This window comes from Thauera sp. DNT-1 (assembly GCF_055393985.1).
In genome coordinates this window covers 1794478-1808630 of the sequence record NZ_AP043752.1, presented here as the reverse complement: position 1 = coordinate 1808630, position 14153 = coordinate 1794478, and the positions used below count along the sequence as shown (strand labels likewise).

16 protein-coding genes are annotated in these 14153 nt (G+C 63.9%); all 16 read left to right on the top strand.

Annotated elements, in window-relative coordinates; translation table 11 throughout:
• The first annotated feature begins 63 nt into the window (after positions 1-63).
• The 16 genes from rpoC (at position 64) to rpsQ (ending at position 14001) form a co-directional block, all read left to right on the top strand.
• Positions 64-4338 carry a DNA-directed RNA polymerase subunit beta' gene (gene rpoC, locus ACZ5PP_RS08370; RefSeq protein WP_464826951.1) on the top strand — a complete coding sequence of 1425 codons (4275 nt, stop codon included), beginning with the start codon at positions 64-66 and terminating at the stop codon, positions 4336-4338.
• 134 nt (positions 4339-4472) lie between these two features.
• Complete coding sequence (gene rpsL, locus ACZ5PP_RS08365) at positions 4473-4850, top strand: 30S ribosomal protein S12 (RefSeq protein ID WP_004298415.1); 378 nt, start codon at positions 4473-4475, stop codon at positions 4848-4850.
• 33 nt (positions 4851-4883) lie between these two features.
• The gene (gene rpsG, locus ACZ5PP_RS08360) at positions 4884-5354 is read left to right on the top strand and encodes a 30S ribosomal protein S7 (protein ID WP_004298416.1); all 471 of its coding nucleotides are present in this window, start codon (positions 4884-4886) and stop codon (positions 5352-5354) included.
• A 107-nt stretch (positions 5355-5461) separates the two neighbouring features.
• Positions 5462-7561 carry an elongation factor G gene (fusA, locus tag ACZ5PP_RS08355; RefSeq protein ID WP_464826950.1) on the top strand — a complete coding sequence of 700 codons (2100 nt, stop codon included), beginning with the start codon at positions 5462-5464 and terminating at the stop codon, positions 7559-7561.
• A 48-nt stretch (positions 7562-7609) separates the two neighbouring features.
• A complete protein-coding gene (tuf, locus tag ACZ5PP_RS08350) occupies positions 7610-8800 on the top strand; it encodes an elongation factor Tu (protein ID WP_004298398.1) in 1191 nt (396 codons plus the stop codon).
• Positions 8801-8887: 87 nt separating this feature from the next.
• A complete protein-coding gene (gene rpsJ / locus ACZ5PP_RS08345; protein ID WP_002931577.1) occupies positions 8888-9199 on the top strand; it encodes a 30S ribosomal protein S10 in 312 nt (103 codons plus the stop codon).
• Between the two features lie 112 nt (positions 9200-9311).
• Positions 9312-9950, top strand: a complete 639-nt coding sequence (gene rplC / locus ACZ5PP_RS08340; RefSeq protein WP_004298420.1) for a 50S ribosomal protein L3 — start codon at positions 9312-9314, stop codon at positions 9948-9950.
• Between the two features lie 10 nt (positions 9951-9960).
• Positions 9961-10581, top strand: coding sequence for a 50S ribosomal protein L4 (gene rplD, locus ACZ5PP_RS08335; RefSeq protein WP_004298421.1), 621 nt, complete (start codon positions 9961-9963; stop codon positions 10579-10581).
• Positions 10578-10883 (top strand): 50S ribosomal protein L23, encoded by a 306-nt coding sequence (gene rplW, locus ACZ5PP_RS08330; protein WP_004298423.1) that lies wholly within the window; start codon positions 10578-10580, stop codon positions 10881-10883. Before rplD ends, rplW begins: the two co-directional genes overlap by 4 nt.
• A 6-nt stretch (positions 10884-10889) precedes the next feature.
• A complete protein-coding gene (gene rplB, locus ACZ5PP_RS08325) occupies positions 10890-11717 on the top strand; it encodes a 50S ribosomal protein L2 (protein WP_004298425.1) in 828 nt (275 codons plus the stop codon).
• 10 nt (positions 11718-11727) lie between these two features.
• Positions 11728-12003: a 30S ribosomal protein S19 gene (gene rpsS, locus ACZ5PP_RS08320; RefSeq protein ID WP_004258198.1), complete on the top strand. Its 276-nt coding sequence runs from the start codon at positions 11728-11730 to the stop codon at positions 12001-12003.
• Positions 12004-12012: 9 nt separating this feature from the next.
• Positions 12013-12342, top strand: coding sequence for a 50S ribosomal protein L22 (gene rplV / locus ACZ5PP_RS08315; protein WP_002931589.1), 330 nt, complete (start codon positions 12013-12015; stop codon positions 12340-12342).
• Between the two features lie 9 nt (positions 12343-12351).
• Entirely contained in the window at positions 12352-13122 is a 771-nt protein-coding gene (gene rpsC, locus ACZ5PP_RS08310) for a 30S ribosomal protein S3 (RefSeq protein ID WP_004298428.1), read from the top strand.
• The gene (rplP, locus tag ACZ5PP_RS08305; RefSeq protein WP_004298431.1) at positions 13122-13538 is read left to right on the top strand and encodes a 50S ribosomal protein L16; all 417 of its coding nucleotides are present in this window, start codon (positions 13122-13124) and stop codon (positions 13536-13538) included. Before rpsC ends, rplP begins: the two co-directional genes overlap by 1 nt.
• A gap of 2 nt (positions 13539-13540) precedes the next feature.
• Entirely contained in the window at positions 13541-13735 is a 195-nt protein-coding gene (gene rpmC / locus ACZ5PP_RS08300; RefSeq protein ID WP_004298433.1) for a 50S ribosomal protein L29, read from the top strand.
• The gene (gene rpsQ, locus ACZ5PP_RS08295) at positions 13732-14001 is read left to right on the top strand and encodes a 30S ribosomal protein S17 (RefSeq protein ID WP_004298435.1); all 270 of its coding nucleotides are present in this window, start codon (positions 13732-13734) and stop codon (positions 13999-14001) included. Before rpmC ends, rpsQ begins: the two co-directional genes overlap by 4 nt.
• The last annotated feature ends 152 nt before the right edge of the window (positions 14002-14153 follow it).

Below are 14153 nucleotides of genomic sequence, written 5' to 3'. Positions count from 1 at the left end.
CCCTGCCTGCGATTGAATCCCGGGGCCGCCGCCCACGACGCGGCGGCCCGGATGGAGTGAACCATGAAAAGCCTGCTTGCTGACCTGTTCAAGCAAACCCTGCCGAACGAGGAAGAGTTCGACGCGATCACGATCGGCCTCGCCTCGCCGGACAAGATCCGCTCGTGGTCCTATGGCGAAGTCAAGAAGCCCGAGACGATCAACTACCGCACGTTCAAACCCGAGCGTGACGGCCTGTTCTGCGCCAAGATCTTCGGGCCGGTCAAGGACTACGAGTGCCTGTGCGGCAAGTACAAGCGCCTCAAGCACCGTGGCGTGATCTGCGAGAAGTGCGGCGTCGAGGTGACGCTGTCGAAGGTGCGGCGCGAGCGCATGGGCCACATCGAGCTGGCCTCGCCGGTCGCCCACATCTGGTTCCTGAAGAGCTTGCCGAGCCGTCTCGGCATGGTTCTCGACATGACCCTGCGCGATATCGAGCGCGTGCTCTACTTCGAAGCCTTCGTCGTCGTCGAGCCGGGCATGACGCCGCTCAACCGCGGCCAGCTGCTGACCGAGGACGACTATCTCGCCAAGGTCGAGGAGTACGGTGACGAGTTCGACGCGGTCATGGGTGCCGAGGGTATCGGTTCCCTGCTGCGCACGCTCGACATCAACCTCGAGGCCGAGAAGCTGCGTGGCGACCTGGAGACCACCAACTCCGAAGCCAAGATCAAGAAGTTCTCCAAGCGCCTGAAGGTGCTCGAGGCCTTCCAGCAGTCGGGCATCAAGCCCGAGTGGATGGTGCTCGAGGTGCTGCCGGTGCTCCCGCCCGACCTGCGCCCGCTGGTGCCGCTGGACGGTGGCCGCTTCGCCACCTCGGATCTGAACGACCTCTACCGTCGCGTCATCAACCGCAACAACCGCCTCAAGCGTCTGCTCGAGCTCAAGGCGCCCGACATCATCGTGCGCAACGAAAAGCGCATGCTGCAGGAGGCTGTCGACTCGCTGCTCGACAACGGTCGCCGCGGCAAGGCCATGACCGGCGCCAACAAGCGTCCGCTGAAGTCGCTGGCCGACATGATCAAGGGCAAGGGCGGCCGCTTCCGCCAGAACCTGCTCGGCAAGCGCGTCGACTACTCCGGACGCTCGGTCATCACCGTGGGCCCGCAACTCAAGCTGCACCAGTGCGGCCTGCCCAAGCTGATGGCGCTCGAGCTGTTCAAGCCCTTCATCTTCAACAAGCTCGAGCTGATGGGGCTGGCCACGACCATCAAGCAGGCCAAGAAGATGGTGGAGTCGCAGGAGCCGGTGGTGTGGGACATCCTCGAGGAGGTGATCCGCGAGCATCCTGTGCTGCTGAACCGCGCCCCGACGCTGCACCGCCTCGGCATCCAGGCCTTCGAGCCGGTGCTGATCGAAGGCAAGGCGATCCAGCTCCACCCGCTGGTTTGCGTGGCCTTCAACGCCGACTTCGACGGCGACCAGATGGCTGTGCACGTCCCGTTGTCGCTCGAGGCACAGATGGAAGCCCGCACCCTGATGCTGGCCTCCAACAACGTGCTGTCGCCCGCCAACGGCGAGCCGATCATCGTGCCCTCGCAGGACATCGTGCTCGGCCTCTACTACGCCACCCGCGAAGGGGTGAACGTGCCGGGCGAAGGCATGATCTTCGCCGACGTCTCCGAAGTGAAGCGCGCCTACGAATCCGGCCAGATCGCCTTGCATGCGCGCGTCACCGTGCGCCTGAAGGAGGCCGACCTGGGCCCCAATGGCGAGCGCATCGAGAAGATCGTGCGCCACGACACCACCGCCGGACGTGCGATCCTGTCCGAGATCCTGCCTGCCGGGCTGCCCTTCAGCGTCATCGACAAGCCGCTGAAGAAGAAGGAGATCTCCAAGCTGATCAACGCCTCGTACCGGCGCTGCGGCCTGCGCGCGACGGTCATCTTCGCCGACAAGCTGATGCAGTTCGGCTATGGTCTGGCGACCCGCGCCGGCCTTTCGATCGCGGTCAAGGACATGCTCGTCCCCAATGCCAAGCACGAGCTGATCCGCGCGGCGGAAGCCGAGGTCAAGGAGATTGCCCAGCAATACACCTCGGGTCTGGTGACCGACGGCGAGCGCTACAACAAGGTCGTGGACATCTGGGGCCGCTGCGGCGACCAGGTGGCCAAGGCGATGATGGAGCAGCTCGGCAAGGAGAAGGCGCAGGACCGCTTCAAGGGCCTGCCGCGCGAGCAGTTCTGGAAGCAGGTGTACGCGAGCGGCGAGAAGGCGGTCGCGCAGGACGTCGACCAGGAGTCCTTCAACGCGATCTACATGATGGCCGACTCGGGCGCGCGTGGTTCCGCGGCGCAGATCCGGCAGCTCGCCGGCATGCGCGGCCTGATGGCGAAACCGGACGGTTCCATCATCGAGACCCCGATCACGACCAACTTCCGTGAAGGCCTCAACGTCCTGCAGTACTTCATCTCGACGCACGGCGCCCGTAAGGGCCTGGCCGACACCGCGCTGAAGACCGCGAACTCGGGCTACCTGACTCGCCGTCTCGTCGACGTGACCCAGGATCTCGTGGTCATCGAGGACGACTGCGGCACGCGCGAAGGCTTCAACATGAAGGCCCTCATCGAGGGCGGCGAGGTCGTGGAGCCGCTGCGCGAGCGCATCCTGGGCCGCGTCTGCGTTGAGGACATCGTCAATCCGGAAAGCCAGGAAACCATGATCGAGGCGGGAAGCCTGCTCGACGAGGACGCGGTGGACCTGATCGAGAGCCTGGGCGTGGACGAGGTCAAGGTGCGCACGCCGCTCACCTGCGAAACCCGCTACGGCCTGTGCGCACAGTGCTACGGCCGCGATCTGGGTCGTGGTTCCCGGGTCAACGTCGGCGAGGCCGTCGGCGTCATCGCGGCGCAGTCGATCGGCGAGCCGGGCACGCAGCTGACCATGCGGACCTTCCACGTCGGGGGGGCGGCTTCGCGAGCCGCCGCCGCGAGTGGCGTCGAGGCCAAGTCGGCAGGTTCGATCCGCTTTGCCGGCAACATGCGCTACGTCTCGAACGCCAAGGGCGAAAAGATCGTCATCGCGCGCTCGGCCGAGCTCGTGGTGGCCGACGACATGGGCCGCGAGCGCGAGCGCCACAAGCTGCCCTACGGGGCCATGCTGCTGGTCGATGACGCTGCTCCCGTCAAGGCTGGCACGCAGCTCGCCTCGTGGGATCCGCACACCCGCCCGATCGTGACCGAATACACCGGTACGGTGAAGTTCGAGAACGTGGAGGAGGGCGTCACCGTCGCCAAGCAGATCGACGAAGTTACCGGTCTGTCCACGCTGGTGGTCATCGATGCCAAGCGTCGCTCGTCCACCGGCAGCCCCAAGGGCGTCCGCCCGCAGGTCAAGCTGCTGGACGAGAACGGCGAGGAGGTCAAGATCGCCGGCACCGAGCACTCGGTTGCGATCACCTTCCAGGTCGGCTCCCTGATCACCGTGAAGGACGGCCAGCAGATCAACGTCGGCGACATCCTCGCGCGCATCCCGCAGGAGTCGGCGAAGACCCGCGACATCACCGGCGGCCTGCCGCGCGTGGCTGAGCTCTTCGAGGCGCGTGCGCCCAAGGATGCCGGCATGCTCGCCGAGTACACCGGCACGGTGTCCTTCGGCAAGGAGACCAAGGGCAAGCAGCGTCTGGTGATCACCGAGCCGGACGGGACCTCGCACGAGTTCCTGATCCCCAAGGACAAGCACCTGATGGTGCACGACGGCCAGGTGGTTAACAAGGGCGAACTGATCGTGGATGGTCCGTCCGATCCGCACGACATCCTGCGCCTGCAGGGCATCAGCGAACTCGCGCGCTACATCATCGACGAGGTGCAGGACGTGTATCGCCTGCAGGGCGTGAAGATCAACGACAAGCACATCGAGGTGATCGTCCGCCAGATGCTGCGTCGCGTGGTCATCACCGATCCGGGCGATACCCGGTTCATCCGCGAGGAGCAGGTCGAGCGCTCCGAGGTGCTGGACGAGAACGACCGCGTCGAAGCCGAAGGCAAGCTGCCGGCGCAGTACGAGAACGTGCTGCTGGGCATCACCAAGGCCTCGCTGTCGACCGACTCCTTCATCTCCGCGGCCTCCTTCCAGGAGACCACCCGCGTGCTGACCGAGGCGGCGATCATGGGCAAGCGCGACGAACTGCGCGGCCTGAAGGAGAACGTCATCGTCGGTCGCCTGATCCCGGCCGGTACCGGTCTGGCCTACCACCGCAGCCGCAAGGCGCAGGAAGAGGGGCGCGATCTCGGTGCGGGGCATGCCTGGGCGCAGGCGGAAGAGGTTGTGGAAACACAGCAGGACATCGAGGCGAGTTGACTTTTCGGACAGTCTCGGACTAAACTCCGGCCTCTTTTTTGTGGGCTGACCAATCGTAGTCAGTCTCAGCCGGAATAATCCGCCCGCGGCGGCCCATGGTGGGCTGCCGCGGTCTTATGGGAAATTCTTAAGCTATGCCAACAATCAATCAGCTTGTTCGCAAGCCGCGCCAACTGGAAGTTGCCAAGAGCAAGGTTCCGGCACTCGAGGCTTGTCCGCAGAAGCGCGGCGTTTGCACCCGCGTCTACACCACGACCCCGAAGAAGCCGAACTCGGCGCTGCGTAAGGTCGCCAAGGTGCGCCTGACCAACGGTTTCGAGGTCATCTCGTACATCGGCGGTGAAGGTCACAACCTGCAGGAGCACTCGGTCGTGCTGATCCGCGGCGGTCGTGTGAAGGACCTTCCGGGTGTGCGCTACCACATCGTCCGCGGTTCGCTCGACCTTCAGGGCGTCAAGGATCGCAAGCAGTCGCGCTCGAAGTACGGTGCCAAGCGCCCGAAGAAAGCCTGATTGTTGGTCAAAGAAATTTAGCGAGAGGTTGCCATGCCGCGTCGTCGTGAAGTACCCAAGCGCGAAGTCCTGCCGGACCCCAAGTTCGGTAACCAGGACGTTTCCAAGTTCATCAACGTGATCATGCAGTCGGGCAAGAAGTCCGTCGCAGAGCGCATCGTCTATGGTGCGTTCGATCACATCTCGTCCAAGTCCGGCAAGGATCCGCTCGAGGTCTTCTCGGTCGCGGTTGCGAACGTCAAGCCGGTGGTCGAGGTCAAGAGTCGCCGCGTCGGCGGTGCGAACTACCAGGTCCCGGTGGAGGTCCGCCCGTCCCGCCGCATGGCGCTGTCCATGCGCTGGCTGCGTGAGGCGGCCCGCAAGCGCGCCGAGAAGTCGATGGCCCAGCGCCTCGCCGGCGAGCTGCTCGAGGCCTCCGAGGGGCGTGGTTCCGCCATGAAGAAGCGTGAAGAAGTTCACCGCATGGCCGAAGCTAACAAGGCGTTCTCGCACTACCGCTTCTGATCTTCCTTGGTGGCGGTATCTCGGGCCCTGTGAAGGGCTCGATTGTTTTCTAACGCAAGAATTCGTTCAGCGTGCCAAAAGCGCGCACAACAGAAGGCAGGTATAACGTGGCTCGCAAGACACCCATCGAGCGTTACCGCAACATCGGTATCTCCGCTCACATCGACGCAGGCAAGACGACTACGACCGAGCGTATCCTCTTCTATACCGGCGTGAGCCATAAGCTGGGTGAGGTGCACGACGGCGCGGCCACGACCGACTGGATGGTTCAGGAGCAGGAGCGCGGCATCACCATTACCTCGGCTGCGGTGACCTGCTTCTGGAAGGGTATGGACAGCTCCTATCCGGAGCATCGCTTCAACATCATCGACACTCCGGGACACGTGGACTTCACGATCGAGGTGGAGCGTTCGATGCGCGTGCTCGACGGTGCCTGCATGGTGTATTGCGCCGTGGGTGGTGTGCAGCCGCAGTCCGAGACCGTGTGGCGTCAGGCCACCAAGTACAAGGTGCCGCGTCTCGCCTTCGTGAACAAGATGGACCGCTCGGGTGCGAACTTCTTCAAGGTCGTCGACCAGATGAAGACCCGCCTGAAGGCCAACCCCGTCCCGGTGGTGATCCCCATCGGTGCCGAAGACACCTTCAAGGGCGTCGTCGATCTGCTCAAGATGAAGGCGATCATCTGGGACGAGGCCTCCCAGGGCATGAAGTTCGACTACCACGAGATCCCCGCCGAGCTCGTCGCGACCGCCGAGGAGTGGCGTGCCAGCATGGTCGAGGCGGCCGCCGAGGCCAACGAAGACCTGATGAACAAGTACCTCGAGGAAGGCGAGCTTTCCGAGGAGGAGGTCATCGCCGGCCTGCGTGCGCGCACTCTCGCCTGCGAGATCCAGCCGATGCTGTGCGGCACCGCGTTCAAGAACAAGGGCGTGCAGCGCATGCTCGACGCGGTCATCCAGTACCTGCCCTCGCCGATCGACATCCCGCCGGTCGCTGGCGTGGATGACGACGAGAAGGAAGTGGTCCGTTACGCCAAGGACGACGAGAAGTTCTCGGCGCTGGCGTTCAAGCTGATGACCGACCCCTTCGTCGGCCAGCTCACCTTCATCCGTGTCTATTCGGGCGTGCTCGAGTCCGGCTCCACCGTGCTGAACTCGGTGAAGGGCAAGAAGGAGCGCATCGGCCGCATCCTGCAGATGCATGCCAATGATCGCGAGGAGATCAAGGAAGTGCTCGCGGGCGACATCGCCGCCGTGGTCGGCCTGAAGGACGTCACGACCGGCGAGACCCTGTGCGACACCAGCGCACCGGTGATCCTCGAGCGCATGGTCTTCCCGGATCCGGTGATTCACGTCGCCGTGGAGCCCAAGACCAAGGGCGACCAGGAGAAGATGGGCCTCGCGCTGTCGCGTCTCGCTGCCGAAGACCCGTCCTTCCGCGTCCGTACCGACGAGGAGTCGGGTCAGACCATCATCTCGGGCATGGGCGAGCTGCATCTCGAGATCATCGTCGACCGCATGAAGCGCGAGTTCAACGTCGAAGCCAACGTCGGCGCGCCGCAGGTGGCCTACCGCGAAACCATCCGCAAGGCCGCGATGGATGTCGAAGGCAAGTTCGTCAAGCAGTCCGGCGGTCGCGGCCAGTACGGTCACGTCGTCATCAACCTCGAGCCGGCCGAGCAGGGCAAGGGCTACGAGTTCGTCGATGCGGTCAAGGGCGGTGTGGTTCCGCGCGAATACATCCCGGCGGTCGACAAGGGCATCCAGGAAACCATCCCGAACGGCGTGCTCGCCGGCTTCCCGGTGGTCGATGTCAAGGTCACGCTGCATTTCGGTTCGTACCACGATGTGGACTCGAACGAAAACGCGTTCAAGATGGCTGGCTCCATGGCCTTCAAGGAAGCCATGCGGCGCGCCAGCCCGGCGCTGCTCGAGCCGATGATGGCGGTGGTCGTCGAGACCCCGGAAGACTACATGGGCAACGTGATGGGCGACCTCTCCGGTCGTCGCGGCATCGTTCAGGGCATGGACGACATCCCGGGTGGCATGAAGGAGATCAAGGCCGAGGTGCCGCTGGCCGAGATGTTCGGTTACGCTACCCAGCTGCGCTCGCTGACCCAGGGTCGCGCGACCTACTCGATGGAGTTCAAGCATTACTCCGAGGCGCCGAAGAGCGTGGCCGAGGCCGTGATCAGCAGCCGCAAGTAACCCAGACCGCAACCTTATTCAGCAACCTCAACTCAAGGACCCGAGAACATGGCGAAGGGTAAGTTCGAACGTACCAAACCGCACGTCAACGTCGGCACCATCGGCCACGTCGACCATGGCAAGACCACGCTGACCGCTGCGATCACCACCATCCTGTCGAAGAAGTTCGGCGGCGAGGCGAAGGCCTACGACCAGATCGACGCGGCGCCCGAAGAGAAGGCGCGCGGCATCACCATCAACACCGCGCACGTCGAGTACGAGACCGCGAGCCGTCACTACGCGCACGTCGATTGCCCGGGCCACGCCGACTACGTCAAGAACATGATCACCGGTGCCGCGCAGATGGACGGCGCGATCCTGGTGTGCTCGGCCGCCGACGGCCCGATGCCGCAGACGCGCGAGCACATCCTGCTGGCCCGTCAGGTCGGCGTGCCGTACATCATCGTCTTCCTGAACAAGTGCGACATGGTCGACGACGAGGAGCTGCTGGAGCTCGTCGAGATGGAAGTGCGCGAGCTGCTGTCGAAGTACGACTTCCCCGGCGACGACATCCCCATCGTCAAGGGTTCGGCGCTGAAGGCGCTCGAGGGCGACCAGTCGGACATCGGCGAGCCGGCGATCTTCCGCCTGGCTGACGCGCTGGACAGCTACATCCCGACGCCCGAGCGTGCGATCGACAAGCCTTTCCTGCTGCCGATCGAAGACGTGTTCTCGATCTCGGGTCGCGGCACCGTGGTGACCGGTCGTGTCGAGCGCGGCATCGTGAAGGTCGGCGAGGAAATCGAGATCGTCGGCATCAAGCCGACGGTCAAGACCACCTGCACCGGCGTGGAGATGTTCCGCAAGCTGCTCGACCAGGGCCAGGCCGGCGACAACGTCGGCGTGCTGCTGCGCGGCACCAAGCGTGAAGACGTCGAGCGTGGTCAGGTGCTGTGCAAGCCGGGTTCGATCACCCCGCACACCCACTTCACCGGCGAGATCTACGTGTTGTCGAAGGAAGAGGGTGGTCGTCACACCCCGTTCTTCAACAACTACCGTCCGCAGTTCTACTTCCGCACCACCGACGTGACCGGTTCGATCTCGCTGCCCGAGGGCACCGAGATGGTCATGCCGGGCGACAACGTGTCGATCACCGTCAAGCTGATCGCCCCGATCGCCATGGAAGAAGGTCTGCGCTTCGCGATCCGCGAAGGTGGCCGTACCGTCGGCGCCGGCGTCGTCGCCAAGATCATCGAGTAATCGCTCGATCCGGGGCGGCTCTCGCGGAGCCGCCCCATCGCTCTTTGCGCTCTTTTTTCGCAGTATCAGCTCTTTAGGAAATACATCATGCAGAACCAGAAGATCCGCATCCGCCTGAAAGCCTTCGACTATCGCCTGATCGATCAGTCGGCCCTCGAGATCGTCGATACCGCCAAGCGCACCGGCGCCGTGGTCCGTGGTCCCGTGCCGCTGCCGACCCGCATCGAGCGTTTCGACCTGTTGCGTTCGCCGCACGTCAACAAGGCGTCGCGCGACCAGATGGAGATCCGCACTCACCAGCGTCTGATGGACATCATCGATCCGACCGACAAGACGGTCGACGCGCTGATGAAGCTGGATCTGCCCGCGGGCGTGGATGTCGAGATCAAGCTCCAGTAAGCAAGCCCTGCTTGCGGAAGTTTGGAACAGGCCGGTATAATCCGGCCTTTGTGCCGTCTGGCGCATTAATTGTGACCCCCGGTCAATCGCAACCGGGATTCAGGAGAAGAAAATGAGTCTAGGCCTTGTTGGACGCAAGGTCGGCATGACTCGCATCTTCGCCGAGGATGGCAAGACCATCCCGGTGACGGTGCTTGACGTGTCGGATAATCGTGTGTCCCAGATCAAGACGATCGACACCGACGGCTACGCCGCGGTGCAGATTGCGTATGGCAAGCGCCGCGCCAGCCGGATCACCAAGCCGGTCGCGGGTCATCTTGCAAAGGCGGGCGTCGAGCCCTGCCGCGGCATCAAGGAATTCCGCGTCGAGGCCGAGCAGGCCGGCAGCATGAATGCCGGCGATGCGGTCGGTGCGGATCTCTTTCAGGTCGGTCAAAAGGTTGACGTTACGGGTGTGACGATCGGCAAGGGCTTCTCGGGTCCGATCAAGCGTCACAACTTCTCGTCGAACCGCGCCTCGCACGGTAACTCGATCTCGCACAACTCCCCCGGCTCCATCGGCATGGCCCAGGATCCGGGTCGTGTGTTCCCCGGCAAGCGCATGGCGGGCCAGTACGGCAACGTCCAGCGCACCACGCAGGGGCTGGAGATCGTTCGTGTGGACGTCGAGCGCCAGCTCCTTCTCGTGAAGGGTGCGGTGCCGGGTGCCAAGGGTGGCGACGTCGTCGTCCGTCCGGCGGTCAAGGCCTGAGGAGCGCGCAATGGAATTGAAACTCTTGAATGATCAGGGTCAGGCTGCGTCGACGCTCGAAGCGTCGGACGTGCTGTTCGGCCGTGACTACAACGAAGCCCTGGTGCACCAGGTCGTGACCGCCTACCTTGCGAACGCCCGTTCCGGCAACCGCAAGCAGAAGGGTCGCTCCGAGATCGCCAAGTCGACCCGCAAGCCGTTCCGTCAGAAGGGCACGGGCAACGCCCGTGCAGGCATGGCGTCGAGCCCGCTGTGGCGTGGTGGCGGCAAGATCTTCCCGAGCTCTCCCGACGAGAACTTCAGCCAGAAGGTCAACCGCAAGATGTACCGCGCCGGTGTGGCCGCGATCCTGTCGCAGCTCGCTCGCGAGGACCGTCTTGCGGTGGTCGAGAACTTCAGCGTCGAAGCGCCGAAGACCCGCCTGCTGTCGCAGAAGCTCAAGGGGATGGGCCTGGATTCGGTCCTGGTCATCACCGACGAAATCGACGAGAACCTGTTCCTGTCCTCGCGCAACCTTCACCAGGTCCTGGTGCTGGAAGTGAGCGAGGCGGATCCGGTGTCGCTCGTGCGTTTCCCCAAGGTGCTGGTCACCAAGGGCGCGCTGGCGAAGATGGAGGAAGCGTGGCAATGAGCGCGATCAGTCAGGAACGTCTGCTGCAGGTGCTGCTCGCCCCGCAGATCTCCGAAAAGGCGACTTTCGTCGCCGACAAGAACGAGCAAGTGGTGTTCAAGGTTGCGTCCGATGCGACCAAACCCGAAGTGAAGGCGGCGGTCGAGTCGCTCTTCAAGGTCGAGGTGAAGTCGGTGCAGATCCTGAACGTGAAGGGCAAGTCCAAGCGCTTTGGCAAGACCATGGGTCGCCGCAAGGACTGGAAGAAGGCCTTCGTGTGCCTGAAGCCCGGCCAGGAAATCAACTTTGCGGCCGGGGAGTGATAGATCATGGCAATCGTTAAACTGAAGCCTACGTCTGCCGGCCGCCGTGCCCAAGTCAAGGTGGTCAACCCCGATCTGTACAAGGGTCGTCCGGTCGATGCGCTGATCGAGAAGCAGACCAAGAACGCCGGCCGTAACAACTACGGTCGCGTGACGATGCGCCACCAGGGTGGCGGCCATAAGCAGCACTACCGCCTGGTGGATTTCCGTCGCAACAAGGACGGCATTCCGGCCAAGGTCGAGCGCATCGAGTACGACCCGAACCGCTCCGCGCACATCGCGCTGCTGTGCTATGCCGATGGCGAGCGCCGCTACATCATCGCGCCGCGCGGCGTAGAGGTCGGCCAGCAACTGATCAGTGGCGCGGAAGCGCCGATAAAGGCGGGCAACGCCCTGCCGATCCGCAACATCCCGGTCGGCTCGACGATCCACTGCATCGAGATGGTTCCCGGCAAGGGTGCGCAACTCGCGCGCGCCGCCGGCACTTCGGTGCAGCTGCTCGCCCGCGAAGGCTCGTACGCCCAGCTCCGCCTGCGCTCCGGCGAGATCCGCCGTGTGCACGTCGAGTGCCGCGCCACCATCGGTGAAGTCGGTAACGGCGAGCATGGCCTGCGCAAGATCGGCAAGGCTGGCGCGAACCGCTGGCGCGGTATCCGTCCGACCGTTCGCGGTGTGGCGATGAACCCGGTGGATCACCCGCATGGTGGTGGCGAAGGCCGCACCGGCGAGGCGCGCGAACCGGTCAGTCCGTGGGGCACGCCGGCCAAGGGCTATCGGACGCGTTCGAACAAGCGCACCGACGGCATGATCGTGCAGCGTCGTCACAAGCGTTAAGGGGTAAGAGATGGCACGTTCTATCAAGAAAGGCCCGTTCATCGACGCGCACCTGCTCAAGAAGGTCGACGCGGCTCGGACGAGCAACGACAAGCGCCCGATCAAGACCTGGTCGCGCCGCTCCACGATCCTCCCCGATTTCATCGGCCTGACGATCGCGGTGCATAACGGCAAGCAGCACATTCCTGTATTCGTGACCGAGAACATGGTCGGGCACAAGCTGGGCGAATTCGCGCTGACGCGGACCTTCAAGGGTCACGCCGCCAGCAAGAAGGCCAAGCGTTAAGGGGACGACATGGAAACCAAAGCTATTCTCCGTGGCGTTCGGCTGTCGGCCCAGAAGGGCCGTCTGGTGGCCGACCTGGTCCGCGGCATGCCCGTCGGCCGCGCGCTCGACACCCTGGCCTTCTCTCCCAAGAAGGGCGCGAAGATCATCCGCAAGGTGCTCGAGTCGGCGATCGCCAACGCCGAGCACAACGACGGTGCCGATATCGACGCGCTGAAGGTCAAGACCATTCACGTGGAAGAGGGTATGACGCTCAAGCGCTTCACCGCGCGTGCGAAGGGTCGTGGCAACCGCATCCTGAAGCCCACCTGCCACGTCTACCTGACCGTTGGCGAGTAAGGAGTAAACATGGGTCAGAAAATCCATCCTACCGGGTTCCGCCTCGCCGTCACGCGTGACTGGGGCTCGCGCTGGTTCGCCAACAGCAAGGACTACGCCGGCATGCTGCACGAGGACCTCAAGGTCCGCGATTACCTGAAGAAGCGCCTCGCGCACGCTTCGGTGGGTCGCGTGGTCATCGAGCGTCCCGCCAAGAACGCCCGCGTAACCCTGTACAGCGCCCGCCCGGGCGTCGTCATTGGCAAGAAGGGCGAGGACATCGAGGCGCTCAAGCGTGATCTGCAGAAGATCGTTGGCGTTCCGGTCCACGTCAATATCGAGGAAGTGCGCAAGCCCGAACTCGATGCCAAGCTGATCGCCGACTCGATCGCCCAGCAGCTCGAGAAGCGCATCATGTTCCGTCGCGCCATGAAGCGTGCGATGCAGAACGCCATGCGTCTCGGTGCCCAGGGCATCAAGATCATGAGCTCCGGCCGCCTCAACGGCGCAGAGATCGCCCGCACCGAGTGGTATCGCGAAGGGCGTGTGCCGCTGCATACCCTGCGCGCCAACATCGACTACGGTGTCTCCGAGGCCAAGACGACCTATGGTGTCATCGGGATCAAGGTCTGGGTGTTCAAGGGCGAGATGCTGGGGCGCAACGAGCAGCCCGTGGCTGCGGAGCCCGAAGCCGACAACCGTCGCGGTCGTCGTGGCGCCCCGCGTGACGGCGAGGGCCGTCCGGGTCGTCGTCCCGCCCGTCGTGGCGAAGGCCGGCAAGAAGAAAGCAGGAGCGAATGATGCTGCAGCCGACTAGAAGGAAGTATCGGAAGGAGCAGAAGGGCCGCAACACCGGCGTCGCCACGCGCGGCGCCAAGGTGTCGTTCGGCGAGTATGGTCTGAAGGCCATTGGTCGCGGTCGGCTGACTGCCCGCCAGATCGAGTCCGCCCGTCGTGCGATGACCCGTCATATCAAGCGTGGCGGCCGCATCTGGATCCGGATTTTCCCGGACAAGCCGATTTCGAAGAAGCCGGCCGAGGTCCGCATGGGTAACGGCAAGGGCAACCCGGAATATTGGGTTGCCGAGATCCAGCCGGGCAAGGTGCTGTACGAGATGGACGGGGTTGACGAGGCCCTGGCGCGCGAGGCGTTCCGCCTTGCGGCTGCCAAGCTGCCGATCGAGACCGTGTTCGTCACCCGACTGATTGGGGGTTGAACATGAAGGCAACGGAACTCCGCGCCAAGAGCGCCGACGAGTTGAACAAGGAACTGATCGAGCTGCTGAAGGCCCAGTTTTCGCTGCGCATGCAGCACGCCACGCAGCAACTCGGCAACACGAGTCAGATCGGGAAGGTCCGCCGCGACATCGCGCGCGTGCGCACCATCCTGCGTGAGAAGGCGGGTCAGCAATGAGCGAGAACGTCGAGAAGGTTCGCCGCGCGCTGGTTGGGCGTGTGGTGAGTGACAAAATGCAGAAGACGGTGACCGTTCTGGTCGAGCGCCGGGTCAAGCACCCGCTCTACGGCAAGATCATCACCCGTTCGGCGAAGTACCACGCGCACGTCGAGGACGGCGTCGCGGCCCAGGGCGACCTGGTCGAGATCGAGGAGTGCCGTCCGATCTCGCGCACCAAGACCTGGCGTGTGGCCAAGGTGCTCGAGAAGGCGACGATCATCTGATCGGAGTTGGAAGCAGCGAGCAGTAAACAAACAGCTTGGCACCCAGGTGCCAGGCTGTTATAATTTTGCCTCTTTGCTCCGGGGCTCGCTCGGGGCATCCTACCCTGACGGGTTCCAAGACTGTCCGCAAATGCGGGATAAGTTGGAGATAC